This is a genomic window from Paraburkholderia unamae (assembly GCF_003096875.1).
In the GTDB taxonomy this organism is placed as follows: domain Bacteria; phylum Pseudomonadota; class Gammaproteobacteria; order Burkholderiales; family Burkholderiaceae; genus Paraburkholderia; species Paraburkholderia unamae.
In genome coordinates, this window is sequence record NZ_QEOB01000025.1 from 79,109 (window position 1) to 96,529 (window position 17,421).

At 67.3% G+C, this 17,421-nt stretch carries 19 protein-coding genes; 13 read left to right on the plus strand and 6 right to left on the minus strand.

Going from position 1 to position 17,421, the window contains the following annotated elements; all coding sequences use genetic code 11:
* Nucleotides 1-25 precede the first annotated feature (25 nt).
* Nucleotides 26-1,057: a CAF17-like 4Fe-4S cluster assembly/insertion protein YgfZ gene (gene ygfZ / locus C7402_RS37270; protein ID WP_116614120.1), complete on the minus strand. Its 1,032-nt coding sequence runs from the start codon at nt 1,055-1,057 to the stop codon at nt 26-28.
* 77 nt (nt 1,058-1,134) lie between these two features.
* On the opposite strand from ygfZ, the gene mltG reads away from it, so the two are divergent.
* The 10 genes from mltG to C7402_RS37320 all read left to right on the plus strand — a co-directional run bounded on the left by mltG (nt 1,135) and on the right by C7402_RS37320 (nt 11,618).
* Nucleotides 1,135-2,145: an endolytic transglycosylase MltG gene (gene mltG, locus C7402_RS37275; RefSeq protein ID WP_112176306.1), complete on the plus strand. Its 1,011-nt coding sequence runs from the start codon at nt 1,135-1,137 to the stop codon at nt 2,143-2,145.
* A complete protein-coding gene (gene tmk / locus C7402_RS37280; protein WP_112176305.1) occupies nt 2,146-2,766 on the plus strand; it encodes a dTMP kinase in 621 nt (206 codons plus the stop codon).
* 86 nt (nt 2,767-2,852) lie between these two features.
* Nucleotides 2,853-3,896 (plus strand): DNA polymerase III subunit delta', encoded by a 1,044-nt coding sequence (locus C7402_RS37285; protein ID WP_116614121.1) that lies wholly within the window; start codon nt 2,853-2,855, stop codon nt 3,894-3,896.
* A 27-nt stretch (nt 3,897-3,923) separates the two neighbouring features.
* Entirely contained in the window at nt 3,924-4,709 is a 786-nt protein-coding gene (locus C7402_RS37290; protein WP_112176301.1) for a TatD family hydrolase, read from the plus strand.
* Nucleotides 4,710-4,775: 66 nt separating this feature from the next.
* Entirely contained in the window at nt 4,776-5,513 is a 738-nt protein-coding gene (locus C7402_RS37295; protein WP_116614122.1) for an ankyrin repeat domain-containing protein, read from the plus strand.
* Between the two features lie 85 nt (nt 5,514-5,598).
* Nucleotides 5,599-5,961: a Rap1a/Tai family immunity protein gene (locus C7402_RS37300; protein WP_028207010.1), complete on the plus strand. Its 363-nt coding sequence runs from the start codon at nt 5,599-5,601 to the stop codon at nt 5,959-5,961.
* A 242-nt stretch (nt 5,962-6,203) separates the two neighbouring features.
* Nucleotides 6,204-7,496, plus strand: a complete 1,293-nt coding sequence (locus tag C7402_RS37305) for a mechanosensitive ion channel family protein (protein ID WP_116614123.1) — start codon at nt 6,204-6,206, stop codon at nt 7,494-7,496.
* 103 nt (nt 7,497-7,599) lie between these two features.
* Nucleotides 7,600-9,006, plus strand: a complete 1,407-nt coding sequence (gene otsA / locus C7402_RS37310; RefSeq protein WP_116614124.1) for an alpha,alpha-trehalose-phosphate synthase (UDP-forming) — start codon at nt 7,600-7,602, stop codon at nt 9,004-9,006.
* Nucleotides 9,007-9,133: 127 nt separating this feature from the next.
* On the plus strand, nt 9,134-10,300 hold the full coding sequence (locus C7402_RS37315) for an AAA family ATPase (RefSeq protein ID WP_116614125.1): 1,167 nt from the start codon (nt 9,134-9,136) through the stop codon (nt 10,298-10,300).
* A 250-nt stretch (nt 10,301-10,550) separates the two neighbouring features.
* The gene (locus C7402_RS37320; RefSeq protein ID WP_112176292.1) at nt 10,551-11,618 is read left to right on the plus strand and encodes a glycosyltransferase family 4 protein; all 1,068 of its coding nucleotides are present in this window, start codon (nt 10,551-10,553) and stop codon (nt 11,616-11,618) included.
* Nucleotides 11,619-11,650: 32 nt separating this feature from the next.
* On the opposite strand, the gene C7402_RS37325 is transcribed toward C7402_RS37320, so the two are convergent.
* From C7402_RS37325 to C7402_RS37335, 3 genes are all read right to left on the minus strand, one after another.
* Complete coding sequence (locus C7402_RS37325) at nt 11,651-12,238, minus strand: BPSL1445 family SYLF domain-containing lipoprotein (protein ID WP_112176290.1); 588 nt, start codon at nt 12,236-12,238, stop codon at nt 11,651-11,653.
* A gap of 128 nt (nt 12,239-12,366) precedes the next feature.
* The gene (locus C7402_RS37330) at nt 12,367-12,810 is read right to left on the minus strand and encodes a hypothetical protein (protein ID WP_116614126.1); all 444 of its coding nucleotides are present in this window, start codon (nt 12,808-12,810) and stop codon (nt 12,367-12,369) included.
* 323 nt (nt 12,811-13,133) lie between these two features.
* Nucleotides 13,134-13,454, minus strand: a complete 321-nt coding sequence (locus C7402_RS37335) for a PsiF family protein (RefSeq protein WP_112176286.1) — start codon at nt 13,452-13,454, stop codon at nt 13,134-13,136.
* Nucleotides 13,455-13,659: 205 nt separating this feature from the next.
* Here C7402_RS37335 and C7402_RS37340 point away from each other — a divergent pair, with 205 nt between their 5' ends.
* Nucleotides 13,660-13,956, plus strand: a complete 297-nt coding sequence (locus tag C7402_RS37340; protein WP_116614127.1) for a YciI-like protein — start codon at nt 13,660-13,662, stop codon at nt 13,954-13,956.
* Nucleotides 13,957-13,964: 8 nt separating this feature from the next.
* On the opposite strand, the gene C7402_RS37345 is transcribed toward C7402_RS37340, so the two are convergent.
* Complete coding sequence (locus C7402_RS37345) at nt 13,965-14,639, minus strand: phosphoribosyltransferase (RefSeq protein ID WP_116614128.1); 675 nt, start codon at nt 14,637-14,639, stop codon at nt 13,965-13,967.
* A gap of 261 nt (nt 14,640-14,900) precedes the next feature.
* On the opposite strand from C7402_RS37345, the gene C7402_RS37350 reads away from it, so the two are divergent.
* Nucleotides 14,901-15,122, plus strand: a complete 222-nt coding sequence (locus tag C7402_RS37350) for a hypothetical protein (RefSeq protein ID WP_112176280.1) — start codon at nt 14,901-14,903, stop codon at nt 15,120-15,122.
* A 47-nt stretch (nt 15,123-15,169) separates the two neighbouring features.
* Here the strand turns inward: C7402_RS37350 and C7402_RS37355 are convergent, their stop codons facing one another.
* Complete coding sequence (locus C7402_RS37355; RefSeq protein WP_116614129.1) at nt 15,170-16,027, minus strand: LysR substrate-binding domain-containing protein; 858 nt, start codon at nt 16,025-16,027, stop codon at nt 15,170-15,172.
* Between the two features lie 159 nt (nt 16,028-16,186).
* On the opposite strand from C7402_RS37355, the gene C7402_RS37360 reads away from it, so the two are divergent.
* The gene (locus tag C7402_RS37360; protein ID WP_208949067.1) at nt 16,187-17,347 is read left to right on the plus strand and encodes a 2-aminoethylphosphonate--pyruvate transaminase; all 1,161 of its coding nucleotides are present in this window, start codon (nt 16,187-16,189) and stop codon (nt 17,345-17,347) included.
* The last annotated feature ends 74 nt before the right edge of the window (nt 17,348-17,421 follow it).

Below are 17,421 nucleotides of genomic sequence, written 5' to 3' on the forward strand. Positions count from 1 at the left end.
TGCGCGGGCAATGCGGCGAGTGTCTTCAAACTTCGGCTGGCAGTGCGTACGGCAACGGCAGCATGCGCAGCGCGGGACCGTCTGCGGCGCCCAGGTGCACGGTGCCGGTTTCGAGCGCGGCAAGCTTGATCTCGGCAAGCAGATCGACCCCGCCTTCGGGGGCGGCCGCCGCGTTCACGACCATGCCACACGGCTGGCCCGGATCGTCGGAATGGAACAGCTCGACGCCCGGATGCACGACGTCAAGCCCGGCCGCGACGTTGGCGAGCGCGGTGCGGCGCTTGATCGTGCCGCGGTACTGGCTGCGCGCCACGATTTCCTGGCCCGGATAGCAGCCCTTGCGGAAGTTCACGCCGCCCAGCACGTCGTAGTTGACCATTTGCGGCACGAACTGCTCGCTCACCGCCTGGGTGATGCGCGGCTCGCCCGCGCGGATGTCGAGCCAGTCCCACACGGCGGGAGACACGCGCGTGAGCGCCCCGTCGAGCTTCGCGAGGCGCGCCTCGACGGCATCTTTGGGGCCGACCCACAGGTAGCGCAGGCTGCCGGCCGCGTCGGGCATGCGGATCAGCGTGCCCGAGGGGTCGTCCACCTTCACATGCACGCCGTCGGGCAGCGCGTCGAACTCGGCCGCGAGCGCGCCGCGCACGTCGCCGGCAAGGCCCACCACGAGCAGCTTGTCGCTGTCGTCCGTGAGTTTCGCCTTGGCGCGCAGCACGAACATCGAGAGGCGCTTTTGCACGGCCGGCTGCACGTCCTTCGAAATCAACAGGCGGATCGTGTCGCCGGTCTTCCAGGTGAGGAACGAGGCGAGCAGGCGGCCCTTGGGCGAGCAGTAGCCCGCGAGGCGCGCGCCGGTCACATCGAGATGCTGGATGTCGTTGGTGAGCTGGCTATGCAGGAAGCTCGCGGCGTCGTCGCCATTGGCGTCGATCACGCCGAACTGCGGCAGGATCGCGTAAGCGCCGCCCTTCAGGGCGGCATCGAAGTTCGCCGCGGCGTGGGTCGCGGATTCGGGGGCGGAAAGCGTGGATGCGGGATCGAGCGATGAGTTCATGGATTCGGGGAACAGTCAATCCTGACTTTAGCGAAGGCAAGCAGTTATTATATGAGGTCCCCCTGAGTCGTGTTTCCATGTCCCTCCTGAAGAAATGCCTTGTTGCCGGCGCCGCGCTAGTCGTGATTGGCGCCGCCGCGGCGGGCGGCGTCTGGCGCTGGGCCACCACGCCGCTCGAGCTTGCCACTCCACAGCTCGACGTCACCATCAAGCCGCACAGCACCGTGCGCAGTGTCACCTTGCAGTTGCGGCGCGGCGGCGTGCCCGTGCAAACGCAGCTTTTCGTGCTCATGACACGCGCGCTCGGGCTGCAAAGCCAGCTCAAATCGGGCAACTACGAATTCAAGGCCGGGATCACGCCCTATGACGTGCTCCAGAAGATGGCGCTCGGCGACGTGAACGAGTCGGTGGCCACCATCATCGAAGGCTGGACCTTCAAGCACATGCGCGCCGAACTCGACGCGAATCCGGCGCTGAAACACGACACGGCGGACATGAGCGACGCCCAGCTGCTCGCCGCGATCGGTGCGCCGAGCGCGCCGAACGGCAACGGCGAGGGCCTGTTCTTTCCCGACACCTATCTGTTCGACAAGGGTTCGAGCGATCTGGGGGTGTATCGGCGCGCTTACAAGCTGATGCAGACGCGTCTCGCCGAGGCGTGGGCCGCGCGCGCGCCGGGCCTGCCGCTCAAGTCGCCCTACGAGGCGCTGACGCTCGCCTCGCTCGTGGAGAAGGAAACCGGGCGGGCGGGCGACCGTGCACTCGTGGCGGCGGTATTCTCGAACCGTCTGAAGGTGGGCATGCCCTTGCAGACCGATCCGGCCGTGATCTATGGCCTGGGCGACAGCTACGCCGGGCATTTGCGCAAGCGCGATTTGCAGTCGGACACTCTTTACAATACTTACCTGCGCCTCGGGTTGCCGCCGACTCCCATCGCGCTGCCCGGCGTGGCGGCGCTTCAGGCGGCGCTCAATCCGGCATCGACGGCGGCGCTGTACTTCGTGGCGCGCGGCGATGGCAGCAGCGTTTTTTCTGACAATCTCGTCGACCACAACAAGGCCGTCGACAAATACATCCGGGGTAACTAAATGGCGCGGGGCCGATTCATCACGTTCGAGGGCATCGACGGCGCGGGCAAGACCACGCATCTCGCCTGGTTTCGCGACCAGCTCGCCCAGAAGCTGGCGCCCTCGGGCCGCACGGTCGTCATGACGCGCGAGCCGGGCGGCACGCCGCTTGGCGAGGCGGTGCGCGAGATCGTCCTGCATCAGCCGATGGACCTCGAAACCGAGGCGCTCCTGATGTTCGCGGCGCGCCGCGAGCACCTCGCCAAGGTGATCGAGCCGGCGCTCGCGCGCGGCGACTGGGTGCTCTCCGACCGCTTCACCGACGCCACCTTTGCCTATCAGGGCGGCGGCCGGGGCCTGCCGCGCGACAAGCTCGAAACGCTGGAGCGCTGGGTGCAGGGCGGTTTCCAGCCCGACCTCACGGTGCTGTTCGACCTGCCGCCCGACACGGCGAGCGAGCGGCGCGGCGCCGCGCGCGAGCCGGACCGCTTCGAGAGCGAAACCGACGCGTTCTTCGTGCGCACGCGCGCCGAGTACCTGCGCCGCGCGGAAGAGGCGCCGTACCGTTTCGCGATCGTCGATTCGTCGCAAGGCATCGAGGCGATTCGCAAAAAGCTCGAACACGTGATTGCAGACCTTTGATTGCAAAGCGGCATCGCGTTCTCCTATAGGTCGCGCGAGCTTCGCCCAAACGCTCGCGAAGCTCGCCTAACCGGTTGATTCAAAAGATGATCTATCCCTGGCAAACCGACGACTGGCAACGCTTGCAGCAATTGCGCAGCCATTGGCCGCACGCGCTCCTGCTGCACGGTCAGGCGGGCATCGGCAAGCTCCAGTTCGCGCAGCATCTGGCGAAGGGCCTGTTGTGCGAATCGCCGCAGGCCAACGGCGAGCCCTGCGGCGCGTGCGCGGCGTGCCACTGGTTCGAGCAGGGCAATCATCCCGACTACCGGATCGTCGTGCCCGAGGCGCTGGCCGGTGAGATCGGCCCGGCCGGCGAGGACGACGCCAAAGCCGAAAAAGCCGACAAGGGCGAGGGCGAGGAAGGCAAAAAAGGCCGCGCGCCGAGCAAGGAAATCCGCATCGAGCAGGTGCGCGCGCTGCTCGATTTCACGAGTGTGGGCTCGCACCGGGGCGGGCTGCGCGTGGTCGTGCTGTACCCGGCCGAGGCGCTCAACGTCGCCGCCGCCAACGCACTCCTGAAAACGCTCGAAGAGCCGCCCGCGGGCGTGGTGTTCCTCGTGGTGTCGGCGCGCATCGACCGGCTGCTGCCCACCATCATCAGCCGTTGCCGCCAGTGGCCCATGGGCACGCCCGCGCCCGAGGCCGCCACGGCGTGGCTCGCGCAGCAGGGCGTGGACGACGCGCCGGCGCTGCTGGCCGAATCCGGCGGCGCGCCGCTCGCGGCGCTCGCGCTCGCCAGCGACGCCAACCGCACGCTGCGCGACTGGACGCTCGCCCAGCTCGCGGCGGGCCCCGCCTGCGACGCTTTCGCATGCGGCGAGACGCTCCAGAAGCTGCCGGTGCCGCTCGTGCTCGGCTGGCTGCAACGCTGGGTCTACGACCTGCTGGCCGAGCGCACGGCGGGCCGCCCGCGCTATTTCCCGCAGGCGGGCGCCGGGCTCGCGCGCTGCGCGGCGAAGCTCGACGCGGCGGCGCTCGCGCGCTACATGAAGACCGTCACGCGCCAGCGCGCCGTGGAGAACCACCCGCTGAATGCGCGCCTCGTGTTCGAGGAACTCTTTCTCGGCTATCGTGAGCTCTTTGCCTGAGCCGATTCATCCATCGCAGGACCACCCATGTTTGTCGATTCGCATTGCCACATCAACTTCGAAGGCCTCGGCGACCGCTTGCCGCAGGTGCTCGAGAACATGCGCGAGAACGCCGTCACGCACGCGCTCTGCGTCTCGGTCGATCTCGAAACGCTGCCTTCGGTGCTCGATATCGCGAGCCGCTATGAGAACGTCTATGCCTCGGTGGGCGTGCACCCCGACCACGAGCACATGCGCGAGCCGAGCGTGACCGAACTGGTCGAGCTGGCCGCGCACCCGAAGGTGGTGGCGATCGGCGAAACGGGGCTCGATTACTTTCGCCTGGGCGAGCGCACGATCGCCGACATGGAGTGGCAGCGCGAGCGCTTTCGCACGCATATCCGCGCCGCGCACGCCACGGGCAAGCCGCTCATCGTGCACACGCGCGCTGCCTCGGACGACACCCTGCGCATCATGGAAGAGGAGCGCGCGGGCGAGCCCGGCGGCGTGATGCACTGCTTCACGGAGCCGTGGGCGATTGCAGAGCGCGCGCTCGCGCAGAACTTCTACATTTCGCTTTCGGGCATCGTCACGTTCAAGAGCGCGACCGATGTGCAGGAGGTCGCGCGGCGCGTGCCGATCGAGCGCCTTTTGATCGAAACCGATTCGCCTTACCTTGCGCCCGTTCCATTTCGTGGCAAACCCAATGAACCTGCGTACGTCAGCCATGTCGGAAGATTCATTGCGCAGCAACGCGGATTGCCGGACGCCGAACTCGGCGCTGTCACCACGCAGAACTTTTTCCGGCTCTTCAAGATCCCGCCGCAGGCCTGAGTACCGGTCGCATGCTGCCAATTTTGTTAGATATCAACGAGATAGCAGATAACGTTAAGGCTTGACATGAACTCAAAACCGCTTTCGCACACCAATCCCGCCAGGAACGCCGTTCGCCGCACCGCCGCCGCGCTCGCGCTCGGTGTCGCCGCCACGCTGTTCGGCGCGGCCGCGGCACATGCCGCGCCGATCGACTCGCTCGTGAAGAGCGTCAAGTTCGACGACGACAAGGGTGTCCAGAAAGCGCTCGCGAACGGCATGGACCCGAACGCCACCGACGACCAGGGCATGCCGCTCCTCGTGCTGGCCGCGCGTGAAAAATCAGACAAGGTCGGCGCGATCCTGCTCGATAACCCGAAAACGAACATCGCTGCCGAAGACCGCGCGGGCGAAAACGCGCTGATGCTGGCCGCGCTCAACGGCGACGTCGACTTCGTGAAGCTGCTCATCACCAAGGGCGCCGAGGTCAACAAGAAGGGCTGGACGCCGCTGCATTACGCGAGCGCGAACGGCAACGACGACGTCGTGAAACTGCTGATCGGCTATTCGGCCGACGTCAATGCGCTCTCGCCCAACGGCACGACGCCGCTCATGATGGCGGCGCGCGGCGACCATCTCACGACGATCCAGATGCTGCTCGAACGCGGCGCGACGCTCGGGGCCAAGAACCAGATCGGCATGACCGCGCTCGATTTCGCGCGCCAGTACAAGGCGCCGGACGCGATCAAGGACCTCACGGCGCGCATGACCCAGGCCGGTTTGCCCACGGCGAGTACGGCAGCGCCGCAAAACAGTGCAAAATAATGGGGTTAAAGGCGGCCGCGCCGAAAAGGCGCGGCCGCCTTGCGGCGCGCGAAGCGCCGCTCCCCACGACAATTCAAGGAGAACCATGCTGCGGGTTCTGATCTGTGCGGGCGCGATGGCGTTGCCGCTCTCCGCTTTTGCATTCACGGCAAGCGACCTCAATCGCCTTTGCACGAAGACCGACGTGGCTTCGCGCAGCGCGTGCGCGGCGTATATCGAAGGCGCCGCCGACGGCATCTTCAACACCATCGACGCGATCGGCGGGACCACCGGGCCGCGCGTCGGGCAGTACTTCTGCCTGCCGCCGGACGCCCGTTCCGCGCAGCTCACCGACGCGGTGCGCAAGTACATCGCCGACAACCCCAACGTGGCCGGCTACAACGCGAGCACGGCCATTTCGCTCGGGCTCGGCAAGGCGTTTCCCTGCAAGACCGGCAACGGGAGCTGATGCCGCCCCGTTCGCCATCACGCTGTCACTAGCTACACGTAGCAAGCGCGGCGCGGCGGATTGCCTTGCCGCGCCGCAATCTTCGAGGCCACGCTGCCACCGGTTCCCGGCGGGCGGCGGCGGCCAGGGCGCACAAGGACGCTCGTCTTCCGAAAGAGGCGAGCCGCGCCGCTTCCGTCCGCGGGCCTGCGCCCGTGCCGTTTCCAGGAGTTGCCGTATCGCTCAGGAGGAACAGGCCGCAGATGCCGACACTCGACGACTTCTCCCGTCTCGCCGACGGTCCGCTGCAAAACTGGTTCGGTACGCTGATCGTGAGCGGCTTCGCGCTCGTCTTCGCGGTCGCCGTGCACTGGCTCGGCAAACGCGTCATGCGGCGCATCGCGCGCCCGTATCCGCGTGTGAATGCGTTCGTGCGCTACGTGCAAAAACCCGCGCTGGCCGTGCTGGTCGTCCTCGCGCTGGAGTTCGTCTGGTGGCAGGCGCCCGATACGCTACGCTTCATCGGCAGCCTGCGTGAGCTCTGCGCGTTCGCATTGATTGCGGCGATGACGTGGTTCTCCGTGCGCTGCGCGGCCGCCATTGGCGAGGCGATCATTGCGGCGCATCCGCTCGACATCGCCGACAACCTCCAGGCCCGCCGCATCCACACCCAGGCCCGCGTGCTCGCGCGCACGGTGATGGTACTCATCATCATCGTCGGGCTCGGGTCGGCGCTCATGACCTTCCCGAACGTGCGGCAGATCGGCGCGAGCTTGCTGGCCTCGGCGGGCGTGGCCGGTCTCGTCGCCGGTATCGCGGCACGCCCCGTGCTAGGGAACATGATCGCCGGTTTGCAGATCGCGCTTTCGCAACCCATCCGGCTCGACGACGTGGTCGTGATCCAGGGCGAATGGGGGCGCATCGAGGAAATCACGGGCACCTATGTGTCGGTACGGATCTGGGACCAGCGGCGGCTCATCGTGCCGCTGCAATGGTTCATCGAGAATCCGTTCGCGAACTGGACGCGCAGCAGTTCGCAGATCATCGGCACGGTCTTTTTGTGGCTCGACTACCGTATGCCGCTCGCGCCGCTGCGCGAGGCGCTGGCGCGTATCGTCGATGGCGCCCCCGAATGGGACCGCCGCGTGCAGGTTTTACAGGTCACCGACGCCAACGAGCGCGCCATGCAGGTGCGCGTGCTGGTGAGTTCGCGCGATTCGGGTCTGAACTTCGATTTGCGTTGCCGCGTGCGCGAAGGGCTGCTGGACTTCGTGAACGAGCACTATCCGCAATTTCTACCACGGGCGCGCGCCGAGGTTTCGGCGGAGCTCGAAAGCAGCGCGGACGAACTGCCGGCCTTTGCGCGACGCCCGGCGCGTCAGGCGGCCTCCAGCACGGCGGCGCATACCGAGGCCGATCCGGTCACGGGTACGCGTGTGCCGGGCGCGGGCGAGCACGATGGACCGCTGGGGCAGCCCGCCGCCGCCCCGAAACACGCGAAGGCGGAATCCGGCGCGCGCGAGCCGGTGGCGGAAAGCCGCCGCGGGGACGGTTGAGATGTCGTTGCACGAACAACGATAAGGGAACACCCGACGACAGCGCCGCACACTGCCGGGGCAGACGATGCGGCGCGCGCAAGACTGGAGGAGGAACCGCAAGATGGGCAGACTGATAGTCGTCTCGAATCGCGTGGCCACGCCGACGGAAACCAAAGGCTCTGCGGGCGGACTCGCGGTCGGCGTGTTTGGCGCGCTCAAGGACGCGGGCGGCGTATGGTTCGGCTGGAGCGGCGACGTGGTGAGCGAGACGGTGGCGAACGCGGGACCGACGCTCGTCGAAGACGGCCATGTCACCTTCGCGACGGTCGGCCTCACGCGCAAGGACTACGATCAGTACTACCGGGGTTTTTCCAACGCCACGCTCTGGCCGGTGTTCCACTACCGCAACGACCTCGCGCGCTACGAGCGCGACGAATACGCGGGCTACCGGCGCGTGAACGCCTGGCTCGCGCACAAGCTCATGAAGCTGATTCACCCGGACGACAACATCTGGGTGCACGACTACCACCTGATCCCGTTCGCGGAGGCGCTGCGCTCGGAGGGCGTGCGCAACCGCATCGGCTTCTTCCTGCACATTCCGTTTCCTTCGCCGCAGGTGTTGCAGACCATCCCGCCGCACGACGAGCTCGTGCGCTCGCTGTGCTGCTACGACATGCTTGGCTTCCAGACGCGCAACGACCAGCAGGCGTTTCACGACTACATCGCGCGCGAGGCGCACGGCAAGGTCACGGAGACGGGCGGCGACCACGAGCACGGCGAGGCGCAAGCCTACGGCCGCAAGCTGCGCACGGGGGTCTATCGCATCGGCGTGTTTCCCGACGAGATCGCCGCGCAGGCCGCGCGCTATGAAAGCCGCCAGCACGTGCTCGACCTCAAGCAAAGCCTCGAAGGGCGCAAGCTCATCATGAGCGTGGACCGGCTCGATTACTCGAAAGGGCTCGTCGAGCGCTTCCATGCGTTCGAGCAGTTGCTGGAGACGTCGCCCGAGTGGCGCGGCAAGGTCACGCTCGTGCAGATCGCGCCGCCCACGCGCTCGGACGTCGCGAGCTACAAGGTCATACGCGAGGAACTGGAGCGGGAGGCGGGGCGCATCAACGGCCGCTATTCCGGCCTCGATTACACGCCGATCCGCTACCTGAGCCAGCAGTACGACCGCTGGAAGCTGATGTCCTTGTTCCGCGAATCGCAGGTGGGTTACGTGACGCCGCTGCACGACGGCATGAACCTCGTCGCCAAGGAATACGTGGCCGCGCAGAATCCCGACGATCCGGGCGTGCTCGTGCTCTCGATCTTCGCGGGCGCGGCGGCCGAACTCACGGGCGCGCTGCTCGTGAATCCGCACGATGCGACCGGCATGTCGGAAGCGCTGGAACGCGCGCTCTCGATGCCGGTCGAGGAGCGCCGTGCGCGCTACCAGACCAACATGGAGGCGCTCAGGCGCAACGACCTCGGCGTGTGGCGCGACAACTTCCTGCGCGATCTCGCGGCGGTGCCGCAGCCGCGCTGACCCTTGGCGCATGCCGCCCTGACGCAGGCCGCGCCCCGGCACGCGCTTGCGGCTCGATGCCTCGATGTCTTTGCGCGATTGCGTATGATGCTGCGTTGGCTTCCCACGGCACTTACCCCGCACGTTCATGCTCACCACGCTCGCCATCGCCAATTACCGCTCGCTGCGCGAGCTTATCGTGCCGCTCGGTGCGCTCAATGTCGTGACCGGCCCGAACGGCAGCGGCAAGTCCAATCTCTATCGCGCGCTGCGCCTGCTCGCGCTCACCGCGCGAGGCGGCGTGATTCCGTCGCTCGCAAGGGAGGGCGGCCTGCAATCCACCCTATGGGCCGGGCCCGAGCGCTTTTCGCGCGCGGTCGCCGCGGGCGAGTACGCGGTGCAGGGCACGGTGCGCAAGGATGTGGTGAGCCTGCGCCTGGGCTTTGCGGGCGACGCCTTCGGCTATGCGATCGATCTGGGCTTGCCGCTGCCTTCATCGACCTCGCAGTTCTCGCTCGATCCGGTGATCAAGCGCGAATGCATCTGGAGCGGGCCGATCCTGCGGCCCTCGGCGCTGCTCGTGGACCGCCAGGGGCCGATGATCCGCATTCGCGACGAGAGCGGAGAGTGGACCACGCTCGCGCAGCCCGTGGCGAGCTTCGACAGCATGATGACGGAGTACGCCGACCCGCGCGGCGCGCCCGAAATGATCGCAGTGCGCGAGCAGATCCGCTCATGGCGCTTCTACGACCACTTCCGCACCGACGAACATGCAAGCGCGCGCCAGGTGCAGATCGGCACGCACTCGCCCGTGCTCGCCGACGACGGCGCGAATCTCGCCGCCGCGTTGCAGACGGTCCGCGAAATCGGCGACGGCGCGGCGCTCGACGCCGCGATTGGCGACGCCTTTCCGGGCGCACGCGTGGAGATCGTGAATCACGACGGCCGCTTCGAGGTGGCGCTGCGCCAGGAGGGGCTGCTGCGGCCGCTGCGCGGCGCGGAGCTCTCGGACGGCACCTTGCGTTATCTGCTGCTCACGGCGGCGCTGTTGAGCCCGCGCCCGCCGGGACTCCTCGTGCTCGACGAGCCCGAGACGAGCCTGCACCCGGACCTGCTGCCGTCGCTCGCGAGACTCATCGCGCGGGCGTCGCAGCACTCGCAGGTCATCGTCGTTTCGCACGCGGCGAGGCTCGTTGCCGCGCTGGAGCGCGAGGCGGCGAGCCAGTCCATCGTGCTCGAACGGCGGCTCGGCGCAACGGGGTTCGCCGACCCTGACACGGTCGACGCCCCCGCATGGAAGTGGCCCGCGCGGTAGTGTTTAGCCCGGTTGTTTCGGCATGTAACACCGTATAGAAATTGAAAGAGCCGAAGCATGGACGCGCAGCTTGTCGAATAATTGGGAAATCACGCTGTGCGGCCCACAGCGCTGAGCGCTGTTTGCGTCCGACCCCGTTTGCATCGCGCCCCCGCGCGGGCGCGGTAATTGTCGGGCCTGGAATGACCGGCCAACTGACAGGCCAACGCCGAGAGAAGGGACACCGCGGCCCCGTTTTCTGGAGACACCTATGAGAATTGCGCAGATCGCCCCGTTGACCGAGTCGGTACCGCCCAAGCTCTACGGCGGCACCGAGCGCGCCGTGTCTTACATCACCGAGGCGCTGGTCGAACTCGGGCACGATGTCACGCTGTTCGCGAGCGGCGATTCGCTCACGAGCGCGAAACTCGAACCCGTGTGGCCGCGCGCGTTGCGGCTCGACCCCGGCATTCGCGACCGCATCGCGCCGCACATGCTCCTCATGGAAATGGTGCGCCGTCAGGCCGACCAGTTCGACGTGCTGCATTTCCATATGGACTACTACTCGTTTTCGGTGTTCAAGCGCCAGGAAACGCCGTTCGTGACGACGCTGCACGGCCGCCTCGATCTGCCCGAGCAGCAGCCGGTGTTCGATACGTTCAATACCGCGCCCGTCATCTCGATCTCGAACGCGCAGCGCCAGCCCATGCCGCAGGCGCGGTGGCTGCGCACGGTCTACCACGGCCTGCCTGAGATGCTCTACACGCCGCAGCCCGTCGAGCAGCGCTATCTCGCGTTTCTCGGCCGGATTTCGCCGGAAAAGCGCGTCGATACCGCCATACGCATTGCCGGGCGCTGCGGTCTGCCCATCCGTATCGCGGCCAAGGTGGACGAGGCCGACCGCGAGTACTTCGAGCGCGACATCAAGCCGCTGCTCGCGCTGCCGTACGTCGAATTCGTCGGTGAGATCAACGACAGCCAGAAAGCCGAATTCCTCTCCGGCGCGCATGCGCTGCTGTTTCCGATCGACTGGCCCGAACCGTTCGGCCTCGTGATGATCGAGGCGATGGCCTGCGGCACGCCCGTGGTCGCGTTCAATCGCGGCGCGGTGCCGGAAGTGGTGGACGAGGGCGTATCGGGTTATATCGTCGAGGACGAGATCGGCGCCGTGGCGGCGGTCAATCGCATTGGGCGTATTTCGCGTGCGGGCGTGCGTCGCCGCTTCGAGGAGCGCTTCACGTCGCACCGCATGGCGCAGGAGTACGTGCAGGCGTATCAGGCTGTGATTCGCGCGAACAAGCGCTCGCGCTTCAAGGTGATCGACACGTCCACGAGCTGAGCGCGCGGACGTGCGATGAACCGGGGCGAGACTTAGAGCGCGAGCTTCGTGATCTTCGTGCCGCCGAGCGAGAGATCGCCGATCAGGCCGCTGTTGGTGAGCACGAAGACTTCCACCGGATGGGTGCCCGTGGTGGTGTCGATGGTGCCGTTCGCGCCGACCTTCACGAGTGCGACCGAAGCGTCGCCGCCCACGGCCCAACCGTTCGAATTGCGGAATTTGTCGAGCGCTTCCTGCGTCATGAAGAGATAGATGACGGACTTCGACTGCACGCCGAGCGTCGCGCCGACCGAGGCCGACGAGGTGCTGAAGTAGCCAACCGTGCTGCCGCCCACGCGCAGCGCGCCGTCGCCGTGTTCGCCGCCCACGCCGATACCGGCCTGGATCACGCGCGGGAAGACGAGAATGCCGCGGGCCTTGCCAACGAGCTCGCGCGAACCCGGCACGGTCTGGAACAGGCGCGACAGCGCGGCGTCGGTGTCGGAGTCGATTGCCTGCGCGCGGGAGGCGTTCGTGGCGGCGCTGGGTGCGTCGCTGCCGGTGGTGGTACAACCCGAGAGTGCTGCCGCGCCAATGGCGATTGCTACAGAAGTCTTCAAAATGAAGCGGGATGCGGTCATCTTGTTCTCCGTTCTGGTTGCCGTGCGTCGCAATGCAGCGACGCTGCTCGCGTTATAACACGAACGTTTCCTTCCGCACTTTGAGGATGCGCAGGGTAAGCACGAAGCAACGCCATATGGGATAAGCGCTAGCGTTCCGGCACCGGTTTTGCCGCCGGGCGGCGCAGTGCGCGGCGCACGCCGCCGAGCAGTACGCCGATGCCGAGCAGCACGGCCGCCGGCACGACCCAGTAGCCGACGAAGGCGTGCCACAAGTAGCTTGCGAGCGTCGAGCGCCGCATGGCGTATTCGTTGCGCGCCTCCTGCTGGCGCTGCGCGTTCGCTGCGAGCACCGCGGCGGGACAACCGGCCGCACGCGCGGTTGCGGGCGTGCCGTGGCAGCGTAGCGGGGCGCCTGCGGCGCGCTCGGCGTCGCTGAACATCCAGGTGGTCAGCGCGCGTTGCAGGTCCGCGCGGTTATAGGCCATTTCGTCCTGAATCTCGCGTACCGCGACGATCATCACCGGCACCAGCCAGAAGACGATCACCAGCAGCCAGCGGCGAAACCAGCGGTTCTTGTGTCTCCATGCCATCTGCGCCTCCGTTCGATGCCTTTGGCATCAACGTCAACGCGGCGCTCCCGATGGCTTGTGTGATTGTGCGAGGGAAGGGAGCGCCGCTGGAGCCATCATAGGAGAAAAACGACGCGGCCGAATGAGGGCGACTACGTGGGAGGGCTGCGTGGGACGGCTGCGTGGGACTGCCAGGAATCATGCTTCAGCGTGATGATTCGCACAACGGACTACCTGTGCGGGCCATGCGGCCAGTCGCATTGCGGCGCACAAAATCCGCACGCAAAAAAAACGCCGCAGCACAGGCTGCGGCGCGCGGTTCCTGCGGACGAGGCCGGTGTCGCTTAGCTCTTCGTCGAGAGGCACTGCTTCATGAACGCCTTGCGGTCGTCGCCCTTCTTGTCGGCGGCCTGGGTGTTGCACGCCTTCATGCGTTCCTGCTGGCTCATCGTCGGCGCCGGGACGCCCGCGGCCGAGAGGCACTGCTTCATGAACGCCTTGCGCTCGTCGCCTTTCTTGTCGCCGGCCTGGGTGTTGCAGGTTTTCATCTTGTTCTGCTGGCTGTTCGCGGCGGGCGCCGAAGCGGGCGCGGCGGTTTGCGCGAACGCTGGCGCGGCCAGCACGCCGCCCAGCACGATTGCAGCAATGACGGATTGCATCTTCATCGTTCACTCCCTTGGATTTGGACGTTGTCGGTAGACGTGCGGCCATGCCGTAATGGCAGGTGCGCTTCGCGCGGCCATCATTATGGCAAAGCCGCCATTAAAACGACGCGGCCATGTGTTCGGTTGACGCGCGCGCTGCTGCACAATGTCCGCTACCGGCCGGCATGCGGGTTTCGCCGTGGCCGCAACGCCTGGGAGAGCACACATGCACTACCTCTTGATGTACGAACTCACCGACGACTATCTCGAGCGCCGCGCGGAGCACCGCAGCGCGCATCTGGCGCTGGCGTGGGCCGCCGCCGGGCGCGGCGAACTGCTGCTCGCGGGCGCGATTGCCGAGCCCGTCGACAATGCGCTGCTGCTTTTTCAGGGCGACAGCCCGGCCGCCGCCGAGGCATTCGCACGCGCCGATCCTTATGTGCTCGCGGGGCTCGTGAAAAGCTGGCGCGTGAGGCCGTGGCAGACCGTGGTGGGCGAGCACGCCTCGAATCCGGTGCGCTAGAGCCCGGCTCAGGCGGGCCCGGCTGCGTTGCCGCCGTCGTCAGCGGCGGCTGCGTCCAGCAGTTCACGCACCGTTTCGTCGTCGACCTGGTCGAAGTCGAGATAGAACTGACCGACGCTGTAGAACGTCGCGGGCATGCGCGCGCAGACGAATTCGTCCACGGCGCCGGTGAGGCGGTCTTGCGAGCCCGCCGGCGCGACGGGCAGGGCGGCGACGATGCGCGCGGGGCCGAGCGTCGCGAGCGCATGGGCCGCCGCCTTGAGCGAGGCACCGGTGGCCATGCCGTCATCGACGACAATCGCCACGCGTCCCGCCACCGCGAGCGGCGCGCGCTCGCCGCGATAGCGCGCCTCGCGGCGGCCAAGCTCGATGCGCGCGAGCGCCATCGCGCTTTGCAGTTGCGCTTCGCTCACGCCGGCGGTGCGCACGAGCGCACTGTCCACGTACTGCGCGCCGTTCGACGACAGCGCGCCCATGGCGAGCTCCGGCTGCCAGGGCAAGCCGAGCTTGCACACGGGCAGCACGTCGAGCGCGACCCGCAGCGTCCGCGCGATTTCGTAGGCCACCGGCACGCCGCCGCGCGGCAGGGCGAGCACGATCACGTCGCGTCTGCCGGCATAGGCCGAAAGCTGGGTGGCGAGCAGGCGGCCCGCTTCTCGCCGATCGGTATAGGGGCGTTCCATCAGGCGTGTCTCCCATCAATTCCCGTGCAACGCAGTGCCGGGCGGAACGATGCGCCCAGTGTGCCACGCACTGCCGGACAAGGGTTGCGGGGTTTTGCATAGCGGCCGCGAAAAATCGCGCGCAGCGGGCCGGGCGCGAATGCCGCCATTCGCGCAATCCAATGGCGCACGACGCTCATTTGCATACGCGGATTTCTCGTTTGGCGCGCGCGTGCCGCCTCGCTACGATGAAGTCGATCCCGCCACTGACGAGGTCCCGACATGTCCGAATCCGCTTCCTTCAAGCCGCGCGTCGTCGAACCCGTCGCGCCCGATGCACCCGACGGACTGGGGCTCGCCGTCGAGCTTTGGCTCGCGCGCCCGGTCGAGGGCATCGCGGGGCATGCGCTGCGCATCCATTTGCGCCACGGTGCGCGCATGGAGCAGGCCGAAACGCTGCGCGACCTGCTGCACGCGGTAGGCACGGATATTGTCGTGTCCTGAGCCCGGTGCAGGAATGCGCGAGTCAGCACCAGTCAGCGGCAGCGCGTTCAGTCGAGCGGCGTCGCAAAGAGCGCGTCGAGCAGATTCGACGACGAGGTGTCGGCGAGCCGCGTGAGCGATTCGACCATGCGCACCTGGCAGTCCGCGAGCGGCAGCATGCGGATACGCCTCGACTCGCCGAATTCCGCATGCGCGATCACGCCCACGCCCACGCCCTGCGCGATGGCCGTTTGCAGGGCCTCGCGGCCGTCCACATAGAGCACGGGCTGCACCTGTAGCCCTTTGCGCACGAGTTCGGCTTCGAGCAGTTGCTGCGTGACCGAATGCGTTTCGCGAAACACCATCGGCTCGCGCACGAGTTCCTCATAGGTCATGCGGCGCTTTTTCGCGGCGGGGCTGTCCGCGGGCACGACCGCCACGAGCGGTTCCTCGCGCAGCACGCGCGCCTGGAGCCGGCTATGCACCTGGCGCGCGGCCGTGATGGCGGCGTCGGCCTCGCTCGCGAGCACGCGGCGCATGCATTCGGTCGCATTGGCGATCGAGAGCTTGATCACCACGCCCGGATAGCGCCGCCGGAACGCGCCGATCAGCTTGATGGCGAGATCGGGCGCGTCGGCGGCGAGGGCGAGCTCGCCCGATTCGAGTGCGCCCGCCGCTTCGAGCAGGCGCCGCGCGTCGCGCTCGCAGCCCACCATCTGACGCGTGACCGCGAACAGGCGCCGCCCGAGTTCGGTCAGCTCGACGCTGCGCGGCCCGCGCTCGAAAAGCTTGACCCCGAAATCCTGTTCGAGCCGCCGCACATGGTCCGACACGGCCGGCTGCGTGAGCGAGAGCGCCTGCGCGGCGCGCGAAAACCCGCCGTGTTCGGCGACCGCGTGAAAAGCGCGCAACTGGGCGTATTGCATGTCGAAGCACTCCGCAAAATGGTCACGAAAAAGTCATAAAAGTGCCGGGCGCGACCAATAAGTCAGGCTTATATCGACATCGATTATATCGATTTTACCGATGCATGGCGCTGCGCTAACGTGTCGGCATCGACTGTCCTGATGCCCACCGGAGCCCGCATGACCCTCCCCGCCGAGCCGTATCTCCTGACCCCCGGCCCGCTCACCACGGCGGCCTCGACCAAGGCCGCGATGCAGCGCGACTGGGGCTCGTGGGACGCCGACTTCCGCGCCATGACCGCACAGTTGCGCCGCGCGCTGCTCGACATCGCGGGCGACGCGCAGGGCGACTACGACTGCGTGCCGATGCAGGGCAGCGGCAGCTACTGCGTGGAGGCGATGCTCGGCAGTTTCGTGCCGCGCGACGGCCACGCGCTCGTGCTCGCCAACGGCGCGTACGGCAAGCGCATCGCCTCGACGCTGCGCTACCTGGGCCGCCAGCACACCGTGCACGACACCGGCGACTACCTGCCGCCGCGCGCGGCCGACGTCGAGCGCCTGCTCGACGCGAACCCGGACATCACCCACGTGGTCGTGGTCCACTGCGAAACCAGCTCGGGCATCCTGAACCCGATCGAGGAGATCGCCGCGGTGACGGCGCGCCACGGCCGGCGCCTGTTGATCGACTCGATGAGCGCGTTCGGCGCCGTGCCGCTCGACGTGCGCACGCTGCCGTGCGACGCGTTCGTGTCGTCGGCGAACAAATGCATTGAAGGCGTGCCGGGCTTCGGCTTCGTGATCGCGAAGCAGAGCGTGCTGCGCGAGGCCAAAGGCGTGAGCCACTCGCTCGCGCTCGACGTGCACGACCAGTGGGACGTCATGAACCGCACCGGGCAGTGGCGCTTCACGCCGCCGACGCACGCGGTGGCCGCGTTCATCGAGGCGCTGCGCCTGCATGCGCTCGAAGGCGGCCAGCCCGGCCGGCTCGCGCGCTATGCGCACAACCGCGACGTGCTCGTCGAAGGCATGGGCGCGCTCGGCTTCGAGCCGCTGCTCACCGAAGGCTGGCGCTCGCCGATCATCGTCACGTTCTTTTCGCCCGCCGATCCGGCATTCGACTTCGCGCGCTTCTACGAACTCATGAAGGCGCGCGGTTTCATCATTTATCCGGGCAAGCTCACCAGCGTGGAGAGTTTTCGCATTGGCTGCATCGGCGCGCTCGACGCAAGCGTCATGCGCCGCGTGGTGGAGGCCTGCGGCGAAGCGCTGCGCGCGCTCGGCGTGGCGAGCGCCGCGCCCGCGACGGCCGACCTCGGCGCGCGCGAAGCCCTCGCGGCGTGATCCGGCTATGCGTTCGCCTCAACGCATGGGCGGCGCAACGACTTCACAGCATCGATTTTTTGCAGGACGCAAGC

What these genes read in the sequence shown, in the direction of transcription:
- ygfZ (WP_116614120.1), bottom strand. Translation starts at nt 1,057, where the DNA reads ATGAACTCATCGCTCGATCCCGCATCCACGCTTTCCGCCCCCGAATCC.
- mltG (WP_112176306.1), top strand. Translation starts at nt 1,135, where the DNA reads ATGTCCCTCCTGAAGAAATGCCTTGTTGCCGGCGCCGCGCTAGTCGTG.
- tmk (WP_112176305.1), top strand. Translation starts at nt 2,146, where the DNA reads ATGGCGCGGGGCCGATTCATCACGTTCGAGGGCATCGACGGCGCGGGC.
- C7402_RS37285 (WP_116614121.1), top strand. Translation starts at nt 2,853, where the DNA reads ATGATCTATCCCTGGCAAACCGACGACTGGCAACGCTTGCAGCAATTG.
- C7402_RS37290 (WP_112176301.1), top strand. Translation starts at nt 3,924, where the DNA reads ATGTTTGTCGATTCGCATTGCCACATCAACTTCGAAGGCCTCGGCGAC.
- C7402_RS37295 (WP_116614122.1), top strand. Translation starts at nt 4,776, where the DNA reads ATGAACTCAAAACCGCTTTCGCACACCAATCCCGCCAGGAACGCCGTT.
- C7402_RS37300 (WP_028207010.1), top strand. Translation starts at nt 5,599, where the DNA reads ATGCTGCGGGTTCTGATCTGTGCGGGCGCGATGGCGTTGCCGCTCTCC.
- C7402_RS37305 (WP_116614123.1), top strand. Translation starts at nt 6,204, where the DNA reads ATGCCGACACTCGACGACTTCTCCCGTCTCGCCGACGGTCCGCTGCAA.
- otsA (WP_116614124.1), top strand. Translation starts at nt 7,600, where the DNA reads ATGGGCAGACTGATAGTCGTCTCGAATCGCGTGGCCACGCCGACGGAA.
- C7402_RS37315 (WP_116614125.1), top strand. Translation starts at nt 9,134, where the DNA reads ATGCTCACCACGCTCGCCATCGCCAATTACCGCTCGCTGCGCGAGCTT.
- C7402_RS37320 (WP_112176292.1), top strand. Translation starts at nt 10,551, where the DNA reads ATGAGAATTGCGCAGATCGCCCCGTTGACCGAGTCGGTACCGCCCAAG.
- C7402_RS37325 (WP_112176290.1), bottom strand. Translation starts at nt 12,238, where the DNA reads ATGACCGCATCCCGCTTCATTTTGAAGACTTCTGTAGCAATCGCCATT.
- C7402_RS37330 (WP_116614126.1), bottom strand. Translation starts at nt 12,810, where the DNA reads ATGGCATGGAGACACAAGAACCGCTGGTTTCGCCGCTGGCTGCTGGTG.
- C7402_RS37335 (WP_112176286.1), bottom strand. Translation starts at nt 13,454, where the DNA reads ATGAAGATGCAATCCGTCATTGCTGCAATCGTGCTGGGCGGCGTGCTG.
- C7402_RS37340 (WP_116614127.1), top strand. Translation starts at nt 13,660, where the DNA reads ATGCACTACCTCTTGATGTACGAACTCACCGACGACTATCTCGAGCGC.
- C7402_RS37345 (WP_116614128.1), bottom strand. Translation starts at nt 14,639, where the DNA reads ATGGAACGCCCCTATACCGATCGGCGAGAAGCGGGCCGCCTGCTCGCC.
- C7402_RS37350 (WP_112176280.1), top strand. Translation starts at nt 14,901, where the DNA reads ATGTCCGAATCCGCTTCCTTCAAGCCGCGCGTCGTCGAACCCGTCGCG.
- C7402_RS37355 (WP_116614129.1), bottom strand. Translation starts at nt 16,027, where the DNA reads ATGCAATACGCCCAGTTGCGCGCTTTTCACGCGGTCGCCGAACACGGC.
- C7402_RS37360 (WP_208949067.1), top strand. Translation starts at nt 16,187, where the DNA reads ATGACCCTCCCCGCCGAGCCGTATCTCCTGACCCCCGGCCCGCTCACC.